The following is a 15,006-nucleotide window of genomic DNA, read 5'->3' as shown; positions in this document are numbered from 1 at the left end:
ACCATTTTGGTGTACTCTTGCCGCCCTGGCATGAGGATAATGATGAATGGATATGACTTTTTTACGCGCCAGCGTTCTGGCTACGCTTTTTTTCCTGACAGCGTGTGACGCGCCTGCCCCCTCAGCACAAACTGACGCGCCAGCGGCGACGGTGCTGGAAGGGAAAACGATGGGCACCTTCTGGCGCGTGAGCATCATGCATCTCGACACGGCGCGGGCTGACGAACTTCGCGGCAAAATTCAGTCCCAGCTCGACGCTGACGACCAGCTGCTTTCAACCTATAAAAACGACTCCGCGCTCATGCGTTTTAACCTCTCAACCAGCACCTCTCTGTGGCCGGTGAGCGAAGCCATGGCCGATATTGTGACGGAGTCGATGCGCGTGGGATATAAAACCAACGGCGCGATGGACGTGACCGTCGGGCCGCTGGTGAACCTGTGGGGATTTGGCCCCAACAAGCAGCCGGTGACCACGCCTGACCAGGCGGCGATTGATGACGCCCGCGCGCGCACCGGTCTGCAACATCTGACGGTCATTAACCAGTACGGTCAACAATATCTGCAAAAAGACATTCCCGATCTCTTTGTCGATCTCTCCACGGTAGGCGAGGGGTATGCGGCAGATCATCTTGCGGCGCTGATGGAGCGGGAAGGTATTTCCCGCTATCTGGTCTCGGTGGGCGGTGCGCTCGTCAGCCGGGGGATGAATGCCAGCGGCAAACCGTGGCGGGTGGCCATTCAAAAACCAACCGATCGGCAAAACGCGGTGCAGGCGATTGTGGATATCAACGGCCACGGAATCAGCACCTCGGGAAGCTATCGCAACTATTATGAGCTCGACGGTAAACGCATTTCGCACGTCATCGATCCGCAGACCGGCCGCCCGATTACCCATAATCTCGTTTCCGTTACGGTGATCGCGCCGACGGCACTGGAGGCGGACGCCTGGGATACCGGCCTGATGGTTCTCGGCCCGGAAAAGGCCAAAGAGGTGGCGCGGCAGGAACAGCTCGCGGTCTACATGATCACTAAAGAGGGCGACGGGTTCAAAACCTGGAGCTCGCCGCAGTTTACGGGCTTCCTGGTGAGCGAAAAAAATTAAAAAGCAAGGTTGCGGGTTTTTGTTCGGTGGCACTCGGGCAAGGTAGGATTATGCTTGTAAGAGGAGCTGATGATGAAAAACGTAACCTTTACTACCGATGAAGATCGCTGGCAAGCCGTGCTTGGCCGCGATCCTCGCGCCGATAATCAGTTTGTCTTTGCGGTTCAGACGACGGGGATTTATTGCCGTCCGTCCTGTCGTGCGCGCCACGCGCTGCGTAAAAATGTCCGCTTCTATCCTGATGCTCAGCACGCTGTTCAGGACGGCTTTCGCCCCTGCAAACGCTGTATGCCGGACAAGCTCAACCCGCATCAGCAGACGCTGGCGAAAGTTGAACAGGCCTGCCGTCTGCTGGAGCAGGATCCGGCCTTAACGCTGGAGGCGCTGGCGCAGAAGGTCGCCAGCAGCCCTTTCCATTTCCACCGTCTGTTCAAATCCGTGACCGGCATGACGCCTAAAGCCTGGCAGCAGGCCGCGCGGGAACAGCGTCTGCGCAGCGCGCTGGCGCAGGGGGATAAAATTACCGACGCTGTACTGGCGGCAGGGTTTCCCGATAGCAGCAGTTATTACCGGAAAGCCGATGAGGCGTTGGGAATGACGGCGAAGCAGTACCGCAGCGGGGATGTCGCGGTTCGTTACGCCATCAGCGACTGTTCCCTGGGGCGTTGTCTGGTTGGCGAAAGCGAGCGCGGGATCTGCGCAATCCTGCTGGGTGACGACGATGCGACCTTAGAAAGGGAGCTGTTGACGCTGTTTCCCCGCGCGGAGCGAGAACTGCTTGCAGGTCCATTCGCGCAGCGCATCCAGCAGGTGATGAGCAGTATTGACAGCCGCTCGGTGTCGCTGGCGCTTCCGCTGGATATCCGCGGAACGGCTTTTCAGCAGCAGGTCTGGCAGGCACTGCGTGCGATCCCCTGTGGTGAAACGGCAAGCTACCAACAGGTGGCAAAGGCGATTGGTAAACCCAATGCCGTACGCGCCGTGGCAGGTGCCTGTGCCGCAAACAAACTGGCGATCGTCATTCCCTGCCATCGCGTCGTGCGAAACGACGGTGCGCTTTCGGGTTATCGTTGGGGGACGGCGCGAAAAGCGATATTGCTTAAACGTGAGGCGAGTCGCCGGGAGGAATAATGCTCGATCTTTTTGCCGATGCGGAGCCCTGGCAGGAGCCGCTCGCGCCGGGGGCGGCGATCCTGCGCCGCTTTGCGCTTTCCCGCGCAGCGGCGTTACTGACTGGCATTGATGAGGTGGTGGGCGTCTCGCCATTTCGCCATATGGTGACGCCGGGCGGGTATACCATGTCGGTGGCGATGACCAACTGCGGTCAACTCGGCTGGGCGACCAACGAACGTGGCTATTTATATGCGCCCAATGATCCCACCACCGGCAGGCCGTGGCCGCCGATGCCGGATGCGTTTCAGCGACTCTGCCATGAGGTTGCGGTTGCCGCCGGGTATGCCGATTTTCAGCCGGATGCCTGTCTGATCAACCGCTATGCCGTCGGGGCAAAACTGTCGCTGCATCAGGATAAGGATGAGCCGGATCTGCGCGCGCCTATTGTTTCGGTTTCTCTGGGCCTGCCCGCTGTCTTTCAGTTTGGGGGATTACGTCGCAACGATCCGCTTAAGCGTCTGATGCTGGAGCACGGTGATGTGGTGGTCTGGGGCGGCGAGTCGAGGCTCTTTTATCACGGCATTCAACCGCTTAAACCCGGTGTTCACCCGCAAACGGGGGCGTTTCGCTTTAACCTGACGTTCCGTCAGGCGGCTTATGGCGAATAAAAATAAGAATTATTCTTGATGTAAACGCCAGGCAGTTTACACTGCGGGCTGATTTTCTTGTCCGGATTGCTCTGCATGCAACTACTTCTTCTTGTCTGGCGTCAGTATCGCTGGCCATTTATTGCGGTGATGGCGTTAAGCCTTGCCAGTGCCGCGCTGGGTATCGGCCTGATCGCCTTTATCAACGTCCGTTTGATTGAAATGGTCGACACCTCGCTGGCCGTTCTGCCGGAATTCCTGGGTTTACTGCTGCTGCTGATGGCGGTCACGCTGGGTTCACAGCTGGCCCTGACCGCGCTCGGCCACCACTTTGTTTTCCGTCTGCGCAGCGAATTTATCAAGCGGATCCTCGACACGCAGGTTGAGCGCGTGGAGCAGCTCGGCAGCGCCTCTCTGCTGGCGGGGCTGACCAGCGACGTGCGTGCCATTACCATCGCCTTTGTGCGTCTGCCTGAACTTGTGCAAGGTATCATTTTGACCTTCGGTTCGGCGGCCTACCTTGCCTGGCTCTCCACTAAAATGCTGGCAGTAACCGCGCTGTGGATTGTCATCACCATCTGGGGCGGGTTCCTGCTGGTGTCGCGCGTCTACAAACACATGGCGGTACTTCGCGAAACCGAAGATAAGCTCTATAACGATTACCAGACGGTGCTGGAAGGGCGCAAAGAGCTGACCCTGAACCGCGAGCGCGCCGAGCATATCTTCAATAATCTCTATATCCCGGACGCGCGCGAATACCGGCATCACATCATTCGCGCCGATACCTTCCACCTGAGCGCGGTGAACTGGTCGAACATCATGATGCTGGGTGCCATTGGCCTGGTGTTCTGGATGGCGAACAGCCTGGGCTGGGCGGACACCAACGTGGCGGCAACCTACTCGCTGACGCTGCTGTTTTTGCGCACGCCGCTGCTCTCGGCCGTCGGTGCATTGCCCACCTTGCTGAGTGCGCAGGTGGCATTTAATAAGCTCAAAAAATTCGATCTCGCGCCGTTTAAGGCTGAATTCCCGCGTCCGCAGGCCTTCCCGAACTGGCAGACGCTGGAGCTGCGTAACGTCACGTTCCGCTATCAGGACAACGCCTTCTCCGTGGGGCCGGTTAACCTGACCATCCACCGCGGCGAGTTATTGTTCCTGATTGGCGGCAACGGCAGCGGTAAATCCACGCTGGCGATGTTGCTGACCGGGCTTTATCAGCCGCAGTCGGGCGAGATTTTGCTGGACGGCAAGGCGCTCAGTGCTGAGAAACCGGAAGACTACCGCAAGCTTTTCTCGGCGGTATTTACCGACGTCTGGCTGTTTGATCGGCTGCTGGGGCCGGAAGGGCAGCAGGCCGATCCTGCGCTGGTGGAAAAGTGGCTTGAGCATCTGCAGATGTCGCACAAGCTGGAGCTTCAGGACGGCAAAATCCTCAACCTTAAGCTCTCGAAGGGGCAGAAAAAGCGCGTGGCGCTGCTGCTTGCGCTGGCGGAAGAGCGTGACATCATCCTGCTGGATGAATGGGCGGCGGATCAGGACCCGCACTTCCGCCGCGAGTTTTATCAGGTGCTGCTGCCGCTGATGCAGGAGATGGGCAAAACCATTTTCGCCATCAGCCACGACGATCATTACTTCATTCACGCCGACCGTCTGCTGGAGATGCGCGACGGCAGGCTGAGCGAGCTGACCGGCGAAGAGCGCGATGCAGCATCGCGTGACGCGGTGGCGCGCACGGCCTGATGCCCTCACCCTAACCCTCTCCCACAGGGAGAGGGGATAGATCGTGGCCGTAGTGGCGATTTATTCTCCATCCCGCCTTATTGTTTATTCTTATTTACATATGCCCGCGCTATGCTTAATGCCAACTCATTTAATGGATTTATGATTGATGTCGGTATTAAAGAAAAACAGCGCCAGACAGCGTGACCAGGAGCGTGCGCGACTTATCTGGCTTCTCACGACCGATAAAGCGGTCACCTCTGCGTTATTAGGCAAACTGACCCTGGCTGAGCAATATGATGTCGGCACCTTAGCCGACGATATTGCTGAGGTAGGTGCGCTGGTTGCTCATTTACCCCCGCCGGATCTGGCGGATACCCTGGAAGCGCTTCCCTCGGAGGAACGCCACGCTCTGTGGCGTCTGGTGCAGGATCACGAGCGCGGGCAGGTGCTGCTTGAGGCCTCTGAAAACGTCTGGGACGACCTGATCGACGAGATGAGCGACCGGGATATTCTCGACGCTCTGCAAACGCTGGATATCGACGAGCAGATTTACCTGGTTCAGCATCTGCCGCGAAACCTGACCGGTCGCCTGCTGGCGTCACTGCCTGCCGATGAACGCGCACGCGTGCGTCAGGTGATGCACTACGAGAAAAACAGCGTCGGTGCGATCATGGAGTTCGGCGTCATCACGGTGCGACCGGACGTGACGCTCGGTACGGTGCAGCGCTATCTGCGACGCCTTGGCAGCATGCCGGACAACACCGATAAATTGTTCGTCACCTCCCGGGACAAAACTCTGCTCGGCGAGCTGGAGCTGAAAACCATCCTGCTCAACAGCACCCAGCGGCGGGTGAGCGAGGTGATGGAAACCGAGCCGATGGTCTTCTCCCCGGAAGACGATGCGGAAAAAGCGGCACGAACCTTCGAACGTGACGACCTTGTGAGCGCCGCCGTCGTGGATTCCGTCGGTAAACTGATGGGGCGTCTGACCATCGATGAAATCATTGACGTGGTTTATGAAGAGACCGATAACGATTTACGTGCTCTCGGTGGGATCAGCGCCGAAGATGACGTCCATGCGTCTGTGGGCAAAGCGGTCAAAACCCGTTGGGCGTGGCTGGCCATTAACCTCTGTACCGCGTTTATCGCCTCTCGGGTGATTGACGGCTTTGAGCACACCATTTCACAACTGGTGGCACTCGCCTCGCTGATGCCGATTGTCGCAGGGATTGGCGGCAATACCGGAAACCAGACCATTACCATGATCGTTCGCGCCCTGGCGCTGGAAAATATTCAGCCTGGTAACTTTTCGTGGCTCATTTTTAGAGAGATGGGCGTCGCGCTAATTAACGGCCTGGTATGGGGCGGGATTATGGGCGGCATCACCTGGTGGTTGTACGACGATATGGCGCTGGGCGGCGTGATGATGCTGGCGATGGTGCTGAACCTGCTGGTGGCGTCGATAATGGGCGTGATTATCCCGCTGACGATGACCAAACTGGGGCGCGACCCCGCGGTGGGGTCGAGCGTGATGATTACCGCCATCACCGATACCGGTGGCTTCTTTATTTTTCTTGGGCTGGCGACGATCTTTCTTCTGTAGCCCGACGCTTAATGCGGGCGGGAAGCAGTGCCATGACGATAATCCCGCCCAGCACGCCAATCGCCAGATTGCCGGTTGATACTGTGGCGGCAACGGTGACCAGCATGACGACCGTTTCCGCTATCGGGGCATTTTTTACCGTTGCAGGCTGAAGGCTGTGCCAACTGAAGGTCTTAACGGCGACAATCGCCATGATCCCCGCCAGCACCGCCATCGGGATTTTGGCCATCACGTCGCTGAGCGCCGTCACCAGGATCAGCAGCACGATGCCCGCCGCAAGCGTTGAAATACGGCTTCGGCCCTTGCCCATCTCCACGTTGACGATGGTTTGTCCAATCATCGCGCAGCCCGCAATGCCGCCATAAAAGCCAGACAGAATATTCCCCACGCCCAGGCCGATGCTCTCACGGCGTTTGCTCGACGGCGTTGCGGTCAGTTCATCCACCAGCTTTGCCGTCAGCAGTGATTCCAGCAGGCCGACAAACGCGATGCTTAGCGCGCACGGCCAGATAATGCTCAGCGTCTGCACATTAAGCGGCACCAGCAGCTCGGTAAGCCCCGGCAGCCCGCCGCTCATGGAGCCTTCATCGCCCACGGTCGGCAGAATTTGACCGGTTGAGACGGTGAACAGGGTTAACAGCACAATCGCAATCAGCGGGGAAGGGATGCTTTTGATATAGCGCGGCACCCACAGCACGATCAGCAGCGTCAGCACGAACAGGCCCACAATCAGCGGGCTTCGGCTCCAGAAATGCGGCACCTGTGCGAAGAAGATCAAAATGCCCAGGGCGTTAACAAATCCGGTCATGACCGACTGGGGAATAAAGCGCATCAGTCTTGCCATGCCCAGCACGCCAAACAGAATTTGAATCACGCCAGCCATCAGCACGGCGGGAAGAATGTACTGTACGCCGTGCTGATGCACCATCGGGCCAATGACCAGCGCTACGGAACCGGCCGCGGCCGTGACCATCGCCGGACGACCGCCGAGTACAGACAGGGCAAGACACAGCACCACGGAGGCGATCAGGCTGACCTTTGGGTCAACGCCCGCCACCACGGAAAATGAGATGACCTCGGGGATCAGCGCCAGAGCGGTAATCACGCCCGCCAGCGTTTCACGCGCCAGCAGCTTAGGGGAACGCAGCACGCTGGCTACGCGATCTTCAGGGGAGACAGCAGAATGGGGTAAGGACATAACGGTTCGCTGGTTAGGGCAGGCTTCCGTGCGCGCGATCACAAAGTGCAGCATAGTATCCACAAAATTCAGTGATTGCCAGTTGCCAGCGTAATCCCCTACAAACAATCCATCATTAAATTTCACAATTACAATAATTTCGTAACCTTTAAACAATATTTAAAAGTTGTTACCGTGCCCCCGCAGCTTTTTTCACCTGCAATTTCCACGCATCAAGCACTTTTACACTAAGGCATAAATTATGAAAAAAATGACTGCCATGCTCTTTTCTCTGGCCGTGGGGCTTAACACCGTCTCAATGGCGGCGAAAGCAGACGCACCAAAAGAGCAGGAAACGGACGTCCTATTAATTGGTGGCGGTATCATGAGCGCCACGCTGGGAACTTATCTGCACGAACTGCAGCCGGACTGGTCCATGACCATGGTTGAACGCCTCGATGGCGTGGCGCAGGAGAGCTCTAACGGCTGGAACAACGCCGGTACCGGGCACTCGGCACTCATGGAACTGAACTATACGCCGCAGAAAAAGGACGGTTCCATTAGTATCGAGAAGGCGGTAGAGATCAACGAAGCCTTCCAGATCTCACGCCAGTTCTGGTCTCATCAGGTCAACAGCGGCGTGATGCACGATCCGCACTCCTTCATTAACACCGTACCGCACATGAGCTTTGTGTGGGGCGACCAGAACGTGAACTTCCTGCGCGCGCGTTACGCCGCATTGCAGCAGAGCACCTTGTTCCGCGGGATGAAATACTCTGAAGATCACGCCCAGATCAAAGAGTGGGCACCGCTGGTGATGGAAGGTCGTGACCCGAACCAGAAAGTGGCGGCGACCCGTACCGAAATTGGTACCGACGTTAACTACGGTGAAATTACCCGTCAGTTGGTCGCGTCTCTGAAGAAAAAAGAGAACTTCAACCTGCAGCTCAGCACCGAAGTGCGCGGCTTTAAGCGCAACGCGGATAACAGCTGGAGCGTGACCGTTGCCGATCTGAAAAACAATGACGCCGAGCACGTAATCAAGGCGAAGTTTGTCTTCATCGGTGCGGGCGGCGCGGCGCTGAAGCTGCTGCAGGAGTCCGGTATTCCTGAGGCTGACGACTACGCAGGCTTCCCGGTCGGCGGCCAGTTCCTGGTCTCTGAAAACCCGGAAGTGGTGAACCGTCATCTGGCGAAAGTGTACGGTCAGGCTTCCGTGGGCGCGCCACCAATGTCCGTTCCGCACATCGACACCCGTATGCTTGACGGTAAACGCGTGGTGCTGTTCGGGCCGTTCGCGACGTTCTCCACCAAGTTCCTGAAAAATGGCTCTCTATGGGATCTGCTCAGCGCAACCACTACCTCTAACGTCAAGCCAATGATGGACGTGGGGCTGGATAACTTCGATCTGGTGAAATACCTGATTAGCCAGGTAATGCTCTCTGATGACGATCGTTTCGAGGCGTTGAAAGAGTACTATCCGCAGGCGAAGAAAGAAGACTGGCGTCTGTGGCAGGCGGGTCAGCGCGTACAGATCATCAAGCGCGATCCGAAAGAGGGCGGCGTGCTGCGTCTGGGTACCGAAGTGGTGAGCGATAAGGATGGCACCATTGCCGCGCTGCTGGGTGCGTCACCGGGTGCGTCTACCGCTGCGCCAATCATGCTGCACCTGATGGAAAAAGTGTTTAAAGACAAAGTCGCCAGCCCGGAATGGCAGGCGAAACTGAAAACCATTATTCCATCTTACGGTACGAAGCTGAACGGCAACGTGAGCGCGACGGAGCAGGAGCTGGAGTACACCAGCCGTGTGCTGCAGCTGCAATACGTGAAGCCGCAGGCTGCGGATGCTGCGCCAAAAGCGGAGCTGAAGCCTCAGGCAGAAAACAAACCGGTCGCGGATATCGCGCTGTAAGGTAAAAGCAAAACGGTAACATTCGTTACCGTTTTTAGTGTTTTCTCCCTCTCCCGGTGGGAGAGGGTTGGGGTGAGGGCACCAGAGCGCACCCTTTCCGGGTCGGGTAAGGCGAAGCCGCCACCCGACTTATTTTTAACGTACTACCGCTTGTCCGACGTTCTCTTCAGCCTTCCACACGCGATACTTCACTTCCACGTTTTCAGGCGTATAGACCACGATCGGCAACTTGCTGTTGTAGCGCAGCAGGCTATTATCACCCAGATACGCGGTGACAAATTTCTTCTCTTTCTTACCGTCCGGACACGCCATCATGGTGGAAACCGGCGACGTCACTTTGTTGAAGACATAGTAGTCGTAACCCCAGCCTTCCAGGGTTTTGCTTTCCAGCTGACCGCCCAGACGGTGCTGGTTGCAGTCCACTTCCAGCGTCTTGCCGATTAACAGCTCGACTTTAAAGTTCCCTTCTTCCTGCTGCGCCGGTAGCTGAATTACCTGACGCTTCATCCCTTTTTCCGCTTGCGGATACGGCGCGACTTTTTCAAGCGGCTGCTCACTTTGCGTGGTGCTGGCGAAAGCCCCGGTGCTTACACAGGCGGCGATAAGAGCGATAGCAAATTTAGGTGCGTTTTTCACAGTCATTCCTTTAAGTCAAAACGATCCTGTCGAGATTAACATAACCGCCATGAATGACTGGAGTGATTTACTTATATTTTCATTGTGCGCAGTGTAATAAACTGCATTTTTGCGCTAAAAATGGTTTTTAATGCTGGTGTGGAGTCAGTGGGGAGATCGTGTTATTTTAAGCGTCAGATAATGTTATTCATCTGTAAAGGGAAGAGAGATGGTTCGCGCAAAACTGAAAACACCTGAAGGCCGTAAATTCCTGCTGGCGCTGCTGGTTGTGTTTATGATCGCTGCTGCATGCGTTGGACGGGCAACCATTGTTGGCGTCATTGAACAGTACAACATTCCCCTCTCTGCATGGACGACCAGCATGTACGTTCTGCAATCGGCGATGATCTTTGTTTACAGCCTGGTGTTCACCGTTCTGCTTGCCATTCCGCTGGGCATTTTCTTCCTGGGCGGACGCGATAAGCACTGATCGTTTATCGGCGAGAATCAAGCCAGCCTCTCGGGCTGGCTTTTTTTATGTCTGATGATATTTATTCGCATTTCCAGGATATTCTGTTTCAAACGAGATGGTTCTACATAAAGCAGGAGATGCTCAATGTTATCCCGGTTTGCAACGCTCAGCCGGATCCCGAAAGGAGTCTGGGTTGTAGGTGGTGTTAGCATGTTGATGGATATCTCCTCGGAGATCATCCACAGTCTGCTGCCGTTGTTTATGGTCACAACGCTCGGTGCCAGCGTGATTTTCATCGGTCTTATTGAAGGATTGGCAGAAGCCACGGCGCTGTTTATTAAAGTCTTTTCCGGTGCCATCAGCGACTACCTCGGCAAGCGAAAAGGGCTGGCCGTGCTGGGCTACGGGCTGGGCGCGCTGAGCAAACCGTTGTTCGCTATCGCCTCGTCATCCGGCATGATTCTGGGGGCACGGCTCATCGACCGGGTGGGTAAGGGCATCCGTGGCGCACCGCGTGATGCGCTGGTCGCTGACGTGACGCCGCCCGAACTGCGCGGTGCGGCGTTCGGTCTGCGCCAGTCTATGGATACCATTGGAGCATTTCTTGGCCCCTTGCTGGCCGTCGGGTTAATGCTGCTGTGGAACGATGATTTTCGTACCATTTTCTGGATCGCAGTGATCCCCGGCGTGCTCGCCGTAGCGTTACTGTTCTTCGGTCTTCGTGAACCGAAAACCCCTGTCGAACATAAGCGAACCAATCCAATTAAAAAAGAGAACCTGAAGCGGCTGGGCAAAGGCTGCTGGTGGGTGATTGGACTGGGGGCCGTCTTCACTCTGGCTCGTTTTAGCGAAGCGTTTCTGGTGCTTCGCGCGCAGCAGTCGGGTGTCCCGCTGGCGTTGATTCCACTGGTGATGGTAGCCATGAACCTGCTCTATTTCCTTTCCGCATATCCTTTTGGCAAGCTCTCAGACTCAATGAGCCACACCCGGCTGCTGCAATGGGGGTTGCTGGTGTTGATAGGAGCCGACGTTGTGCTGGCGCTGAGTTCCCACTGGGGCGGGATTATTTTAGGCGTCGCGCTGTGGGGCTTGCACATGGGGATGACGCAGGGACTGTTGGCCGCGATGATTGCGAAAACCGCACCAGCGGATTTACGCGGCACCGCCTACGGTATTTTCAGCATGGTCAGTGGCGTGGGCTTGCTTATTGCCAGTGTGGGGGCAGGGGCGATCTGGGAAACGGCAGGCGCGGAATATACGTTTTATGCCGGAGCGGTGATTTGCCTGGCTACGCTGGTTTACCTGCGTAAAACGCCGGACGAGGTGCAATAAAAAACCAGCCGGAAGGCTGGTTTAGAATGTTTTTGGTCGGCACGAGAGGATTTGAACCTCCGACCCCCGACACCCCATGACACCGTTAGAAATTGACTGGAGGCCGCGTCATTGCTGATTGTTGAGGGTATTCGAATGTATAAACAAACAGTGCTTTTCAGACAAAATATGCGATATATACATCAATTACTTACTGGGTAGTTTCTCCCCATGATTTAAGCTGCCTAAGTTAATCATCAATGCGCTTGTTAATCTCGAATGCACTTGATCTAATCTCACTACCGATGTGTAGATAATTCACATGATAGACATTTTCGCCATACGAGGTAGAGTTGCATGTGTGCAGGTCATTCAGATTGCTCGGCACAGCACCTTTTTTAACTAGGAGAGCGCTAACTCATCCATCCAAATAGTTGGAAAGTGTTACGCGAGCTTTAGCACAGAACGTACCAGCCTTGTTAGCGAAGGGAGGTGAAGTAGTTCACTCATACATGTGCCTGATATTTTGAGGCTTAACGTATGCAAACCTTTATAATTTACGATGTTAAAATGCACATTGAACTTTAACGTAGTTTTTACTAAAAGGAATTGAATATGGGGTTAGGTGAGTGGTTTGGTGGATTTTGCTCCAACCTTACTGTAAAGGATGGCGGGACAATTTCTACTCGATACAGAAATATTACGAAGCGCTTAAATACAGATTTTTGGGGTAGTGCCTCTGAAACTACTCATAGTCTTTACGTTGGTTCATATGGTCGAAACACTGCAACGGAAAGCATGAGTGATTTGGATATGATTTTTCAACTGCCATACTCTGAATATACTAAGTACAATGGTTATTTAGGAAATGGGCAGTCAGCCTTGCTTCAATCAGTAAAAAAATCTATTGAAAAAACCTACTGGAATACAAGTATCAGAGGCGATGGTCAAGTTATTCTTGTCCCGTTCAATGATGGTATTACATTTGAAGTTGTCCCAGCTTTCATAAATGTAGATAATAGTTATACTTTTCCTGATGCAAACAATGGCGGCCGCTGGAGGACAACGAATCCTAAGCCAGAAATTTCTGCTATGAAGTTAAGAAATGACCTTTCCAACAAAAATTTAGTGCAACTTTGTAGAATGACTCGAGCATGGAAGAGGGAATGGAATGTACCTATAAGTGGTTTACTTATTGATACTCTAGCATATCAATTTATAGAAAATTGGGGATTCAAAGATAAATCATACTACTATTACGATTTTATGAGTCGTGACTTCTTTAAATTCATGGCTGACCAAAGTACCAGTAAAGAATATTGGAAAGCACCAGGTAGTGGGCAATATGTTTATGGGAAAGGACTTTTCCAGTACAAGGCAAAACAATGCTATAATATTGCGCTAGAAGCTATATCGCATGAGTTAGCTAATCCCAAGCGCGAGTGGTCTGCTAAACAGAAATGGCGGGAGATTTATGGAAAAACATTTCCAAACTAATGACACACCTGAATCAAGAAAGGTTTTGGAAGGGCAGATCAGAGAGTGTTATGGAAGAGTAGTGTATTCCCATAAGACTCATGAGAAATGTTCAGATATTCTTCTTTCTCGTTTGTCAACGATAAAGTTATCGCAGATAATTCTTTCTGCTATGACAACAGGCGGTTTCATCGCTACTTTCTTTGGTGCAGGCGAAATAGGCACTGGTATTGGCATTGTTATCTCAACATTACTTCTTATCCTTAATGCGTACACGAAGGACTACGATCTTGGTGAGTTGGCGCAAAAGCATAAACAAGCTGCCAATGAAATATGGTTAATTCGAGAGCGTTATTTATCTTTACTAACTGACTTAGCTATGGGAGAAAAACCAATAGAGCAATTACAGTCTGAAAGAGACTCTTTGCTTGAAAGTTTACACTCAGTTTATTCAGGCTCCCCCAGCACAACATTTGAAGCTTATAAAAAGGCTCAGGATGCATTGAAAACAAAAGAAGATCTTACATTTTCCGATGAGGAAATTGATGCATTTCTTCCTAAAGGTCTCAAAAGAAGTTAAGTGATACTTCGTAGGGCAAATTTAAACATTTGCCCTTATTATTATGTTAAATAACTCAATCCTGAGTTAGAATTATGTCATTGTATTTTTTTTATTTTATCCTGCTTTAATTTCTCCGTGAGGAACTATTACCCAATTAATATGATTTTGTGTGTAAATCTTTGTCGATTTAGCATCGCTATGTGCCATTCTTCCTTGCGGATCGATGCCTTGCAAATCATAAAGATGCGCTGCCAGAGCTCTAATTTCGTGAAAAGTTGGTCTTTCATCCATTGGTAGATTGTCACATAAGCCAAGTTCGTCACGCTTAGCAGAGAACGATCTACTTAAATAGTCTGGAGCTATTTGAGTTGGATGAGATACCTCTTTGCTGCGTTTAACCTGCCTATCCGGAATCCTGTGAACAACAAACGGACTGGCGACATTATCGCGACTTTCATCAATTATGCGCTTTAGCTCATCCCCAATTGGAATCGCAACGTGCGATGCTTCCTTTTTTTGTACCTTTTGACGATGGATGTAAAGCGTTCCATATATGCCATCATCTGGCTGTTCGAGCCACACACAACCACAAACACCGTTCTTTGGTTCACGTATTGAATACCGAATTCTAGACACTTCCAGGCGTGCATGTGTCGTCTGTAAGGCCAAATCCATCGCAGTTCTTAACCACGGCGCCGCAGCACGACGTATAGCCATGAAATGCTCTAGCGACAGTCGTTGCCTTTTCTTCTCTTCGGTCCTACGCATTTTCTTCCTGGTTGCTGGGTTATCGAGCATCAAGGATTCATCGACCGCATACGAAAAAAGCTTTTTGAGAAAGCTGACTTTTCTGTTTTGCACGTTCGCGGACGCGCTGGCATGGTACTTGTTGATGTAGGCGTTAACGTGCTCCAGCTCGATATCGCAAGCAGGTATGTTAATGAAAAACTCTTTCACGCGTAGTGCGTCATTGTTCCAATCATCTAAAGTACTCTGAGAAGGGCGTTCGTCTTCAATAGCCCGAGCCATGATGTGATCCACATAATCTGCAAACGGTTTGGCTTCTCCAGTAACCCCGCCGGATTCTCTAATTAGGTTATCAACGGATGGGGAAAGTTCTGGTCTCATTCTAAGGTTGTACTCGCGGGCAATAGCTATAGCCATGGCCCGATCCTTACCAATATTCTTCTTCTTTCCTGTAACAAGCGTGAATTTATAAACACCGCGATCTTTATCAAAAAATAAATAATCTGGCAGGTGTCGGTATTCTTTTTTTCTTGGCCTTGCCGCCATG

Annotated in this window: 13 protein-coding genes; 10 read left to right on the top strand and 3 right to left on the bottom strand. The window is 53.2% G+C overall.

Features of this window, described 5'->3' with window-relative positions:
• Positions 1-46 precede the first annotated feature (46 nt).
• The 5 genes from apbE to mgtE all read left to right on the top strand — a co-directional run bounded on the left by apbE (position 47) and on the right by mgtE (position 6,187).
• Positions 47-1,102, top strand: a complete 1,056-nt coding sequence (gene apbE, locus K5E19_RS20960) for an FAD:protein FMN transferase ApbE (protein WP_221552884.1) — start codon at positions 47-49, stop codon at positions 1,100-1,102.
• Between the two features lie 72 nt (positions 1,103-1,174).
• Complete coding sequence (ada, locus tag K5E19_RS20955) at positions 1,175-2,233, top strand: bifunctional DNA-binding transcriptional regulator/O6-methylguanine-DNA methyltransferase Ada (RefSeq protein ID WP_221552908.1); 1,059 nt, start codon at positions 1,175-1,177, stop codon at positions 2,231-2,233.
• Positions 2,233-2,883: a DNA oxidative demethylase AlkB gene (gene alkB, locus K5E19_RS20950; RefSeq protein WP_221552883.1), complete on the top strand. Its 651-nt coding sequence runs from the start codon at positions 2,233-2,235 to the stop codon at positions 2,881-2,883. The genes ada and alkB overlap by 1 nt, the downstream gene beginning before the upstream one ends.
• Before the next feature lie 75 nt (positions 2,884-2,958).
• Positions 2,959-4,602 (top strand): multidrug ABC transporter permease/ATP-binding protein, encoded by a 1,644-nt coding sequence (locus tag K5E19_RS20945; RefSeq protein ID WP_221552882.1) that lies wholly within the window; start codon positions 2,959-2,961, stop codon positions 4,600-4,602.
• 148 nt (positions 4,603-4,750) lie between these two features.
• Positions 4,751-6,187, top strand: a complete 1,437-nt coding sequence (gene mgtE / locus K5E19_RS20940) for a magnesium transporter (protein ID WP_221552881.1) — start codon at positions 4,751-4,753, stop codon at positions 6,185-6,187.
• Here the strand turns inward: mgtE and K5E19_RS20935 are convergent.
• On the bottom strand, positions 6,150-7,439 hold the full coding sequence (locus K5E19_RS20935) for a SulP family inorganic anion transporter (RefSeq protein WP_221552880.1): 1,290 nt from the start codon (positions 7,437-7,439) through the stop codon (positions 6,150-6,152). The two genes, mgtE and K5E19_RS20935, sit on opposite strands and share 38 nt — an antisense overlap.
• Positions 7,440-7,626: 187 nt before the next feature.
• Here K5E19_RS20935 and mqo point away from each other — a divergent pair, with 187 nt between their 5' ends.
• Complete coding sequence (mqo, locus tag K5E19_RS20930; protein ID WP_221552879.1) at positions 7,627-9,276, top strand: malate dehydrogenase (quinone); 1,650 nt, start codon at positions 7,627-7,629, stop codon at positions 9,274-9,276.
• A gap of 135 nt (positions 9,277-9,411) precedes the next feature.
• Here mqo and eco read toward each other — a convergent pair whose 3' ends face one another.
• Positions 9,412-9,918 carry a serine protease inhibitor ecotin gene (gene eco, locus K5E19_RS20925; RefSeq protein ID WP_260411889.1) on the bottom strand — a complete coding sequence of 169 codons (507 nt, stop codon included), beginning with the start codon at positions 9,916-9,918 and terminating at the stop codon, positions 9,412-9,414.
• Between the two features lie 202 nt (positions 9,919-10,120).
• Here eco and K5E19_RS20920 point away from each other — a divergent pair, with 202 nt between their 5' ends.
• The 4 genes from K5E19_RS20920 to K5E19_RS20905 all read left to right on the top strand — a co-directional run bounded on the left by K5E19_RS20920 (position 10,121) and on the right by K5E19_RS20905 (position 13,730).
• Entirely contained in the window at positions 10,121-10,381 is a 261-nt protein-coding gene (locus tag K5E19_RS20920) for a DUF2534 family protein (protein ID WP_010433451.1), read from the top strand.
• Between the two features lie 126 nt (positions 10,382-10,507).
• On the top strand, positions 10,508-11,695 hold the full coding sequence (locus tag K5E19_RS20915) for an MFS transporter (RefSeq protein ID WP_221552878.1): 1,188 nt from the start codon (positions 10,508-10,510) through the stop codon (positions 11,693-11,695).
• Positions 11,696-12,289: 594 nt separating this feature from the next.
• Positions 12,290-13,171, top strand: coding sequence for an SMODS domain-containing nucleotidyltransferase (locus K5E19_RS20910; protein WP_221552876.1), 882 nt, complete (start codon positions 12,290-12,292; stop codon positions 13,169-13,171).
• Complete coding sequence (locus K5E19_RS20905) at positions 13,149-13,730, top strand: SLATT domain-containing protein (protein WP_221552874.1); 582 nt, start codon at positions 13,149-13,151, stop codon at positions 13,728-13,730. The genes K5E19_RS20910 and K5E19_RS20905 overlap by 23 nt, the downstream gene beginning before the upstream one ends.
• A 96-nt stretch (positions 13,731-13,826) precedes the next feature.
• On the opposite strand, the gene K5E19_RS20900 is transcribed toward K5E19_RS20905, so the two are convergent.
• Positions 13,827-15,005: a phage integrase Arm DNA-binding domain-containing protein gene (locus K5E19_RS20900; protein WP_221552872.1), complete on the bottom strand. Its 1,179-nt coding sequence runs from the start codon at positions 15,003-15,005 to the stop codon at positions 13,827-13,829.
• Position 15,006: the final 1 nt, after the last annotated feature.

The sequence above is a fragment of the Enterobacter sp. RIT637 genome (genome assembly GCF_019718755.1).
Lineage (GTDB): Bacteria > Pseudomonadota > Gammaproteobacteria > Enterobacterales > Enterobacteriaceae > Enterobacter.
This window is presented reverse-complemented; position numbering and strand designations above follow the sequence as displayed.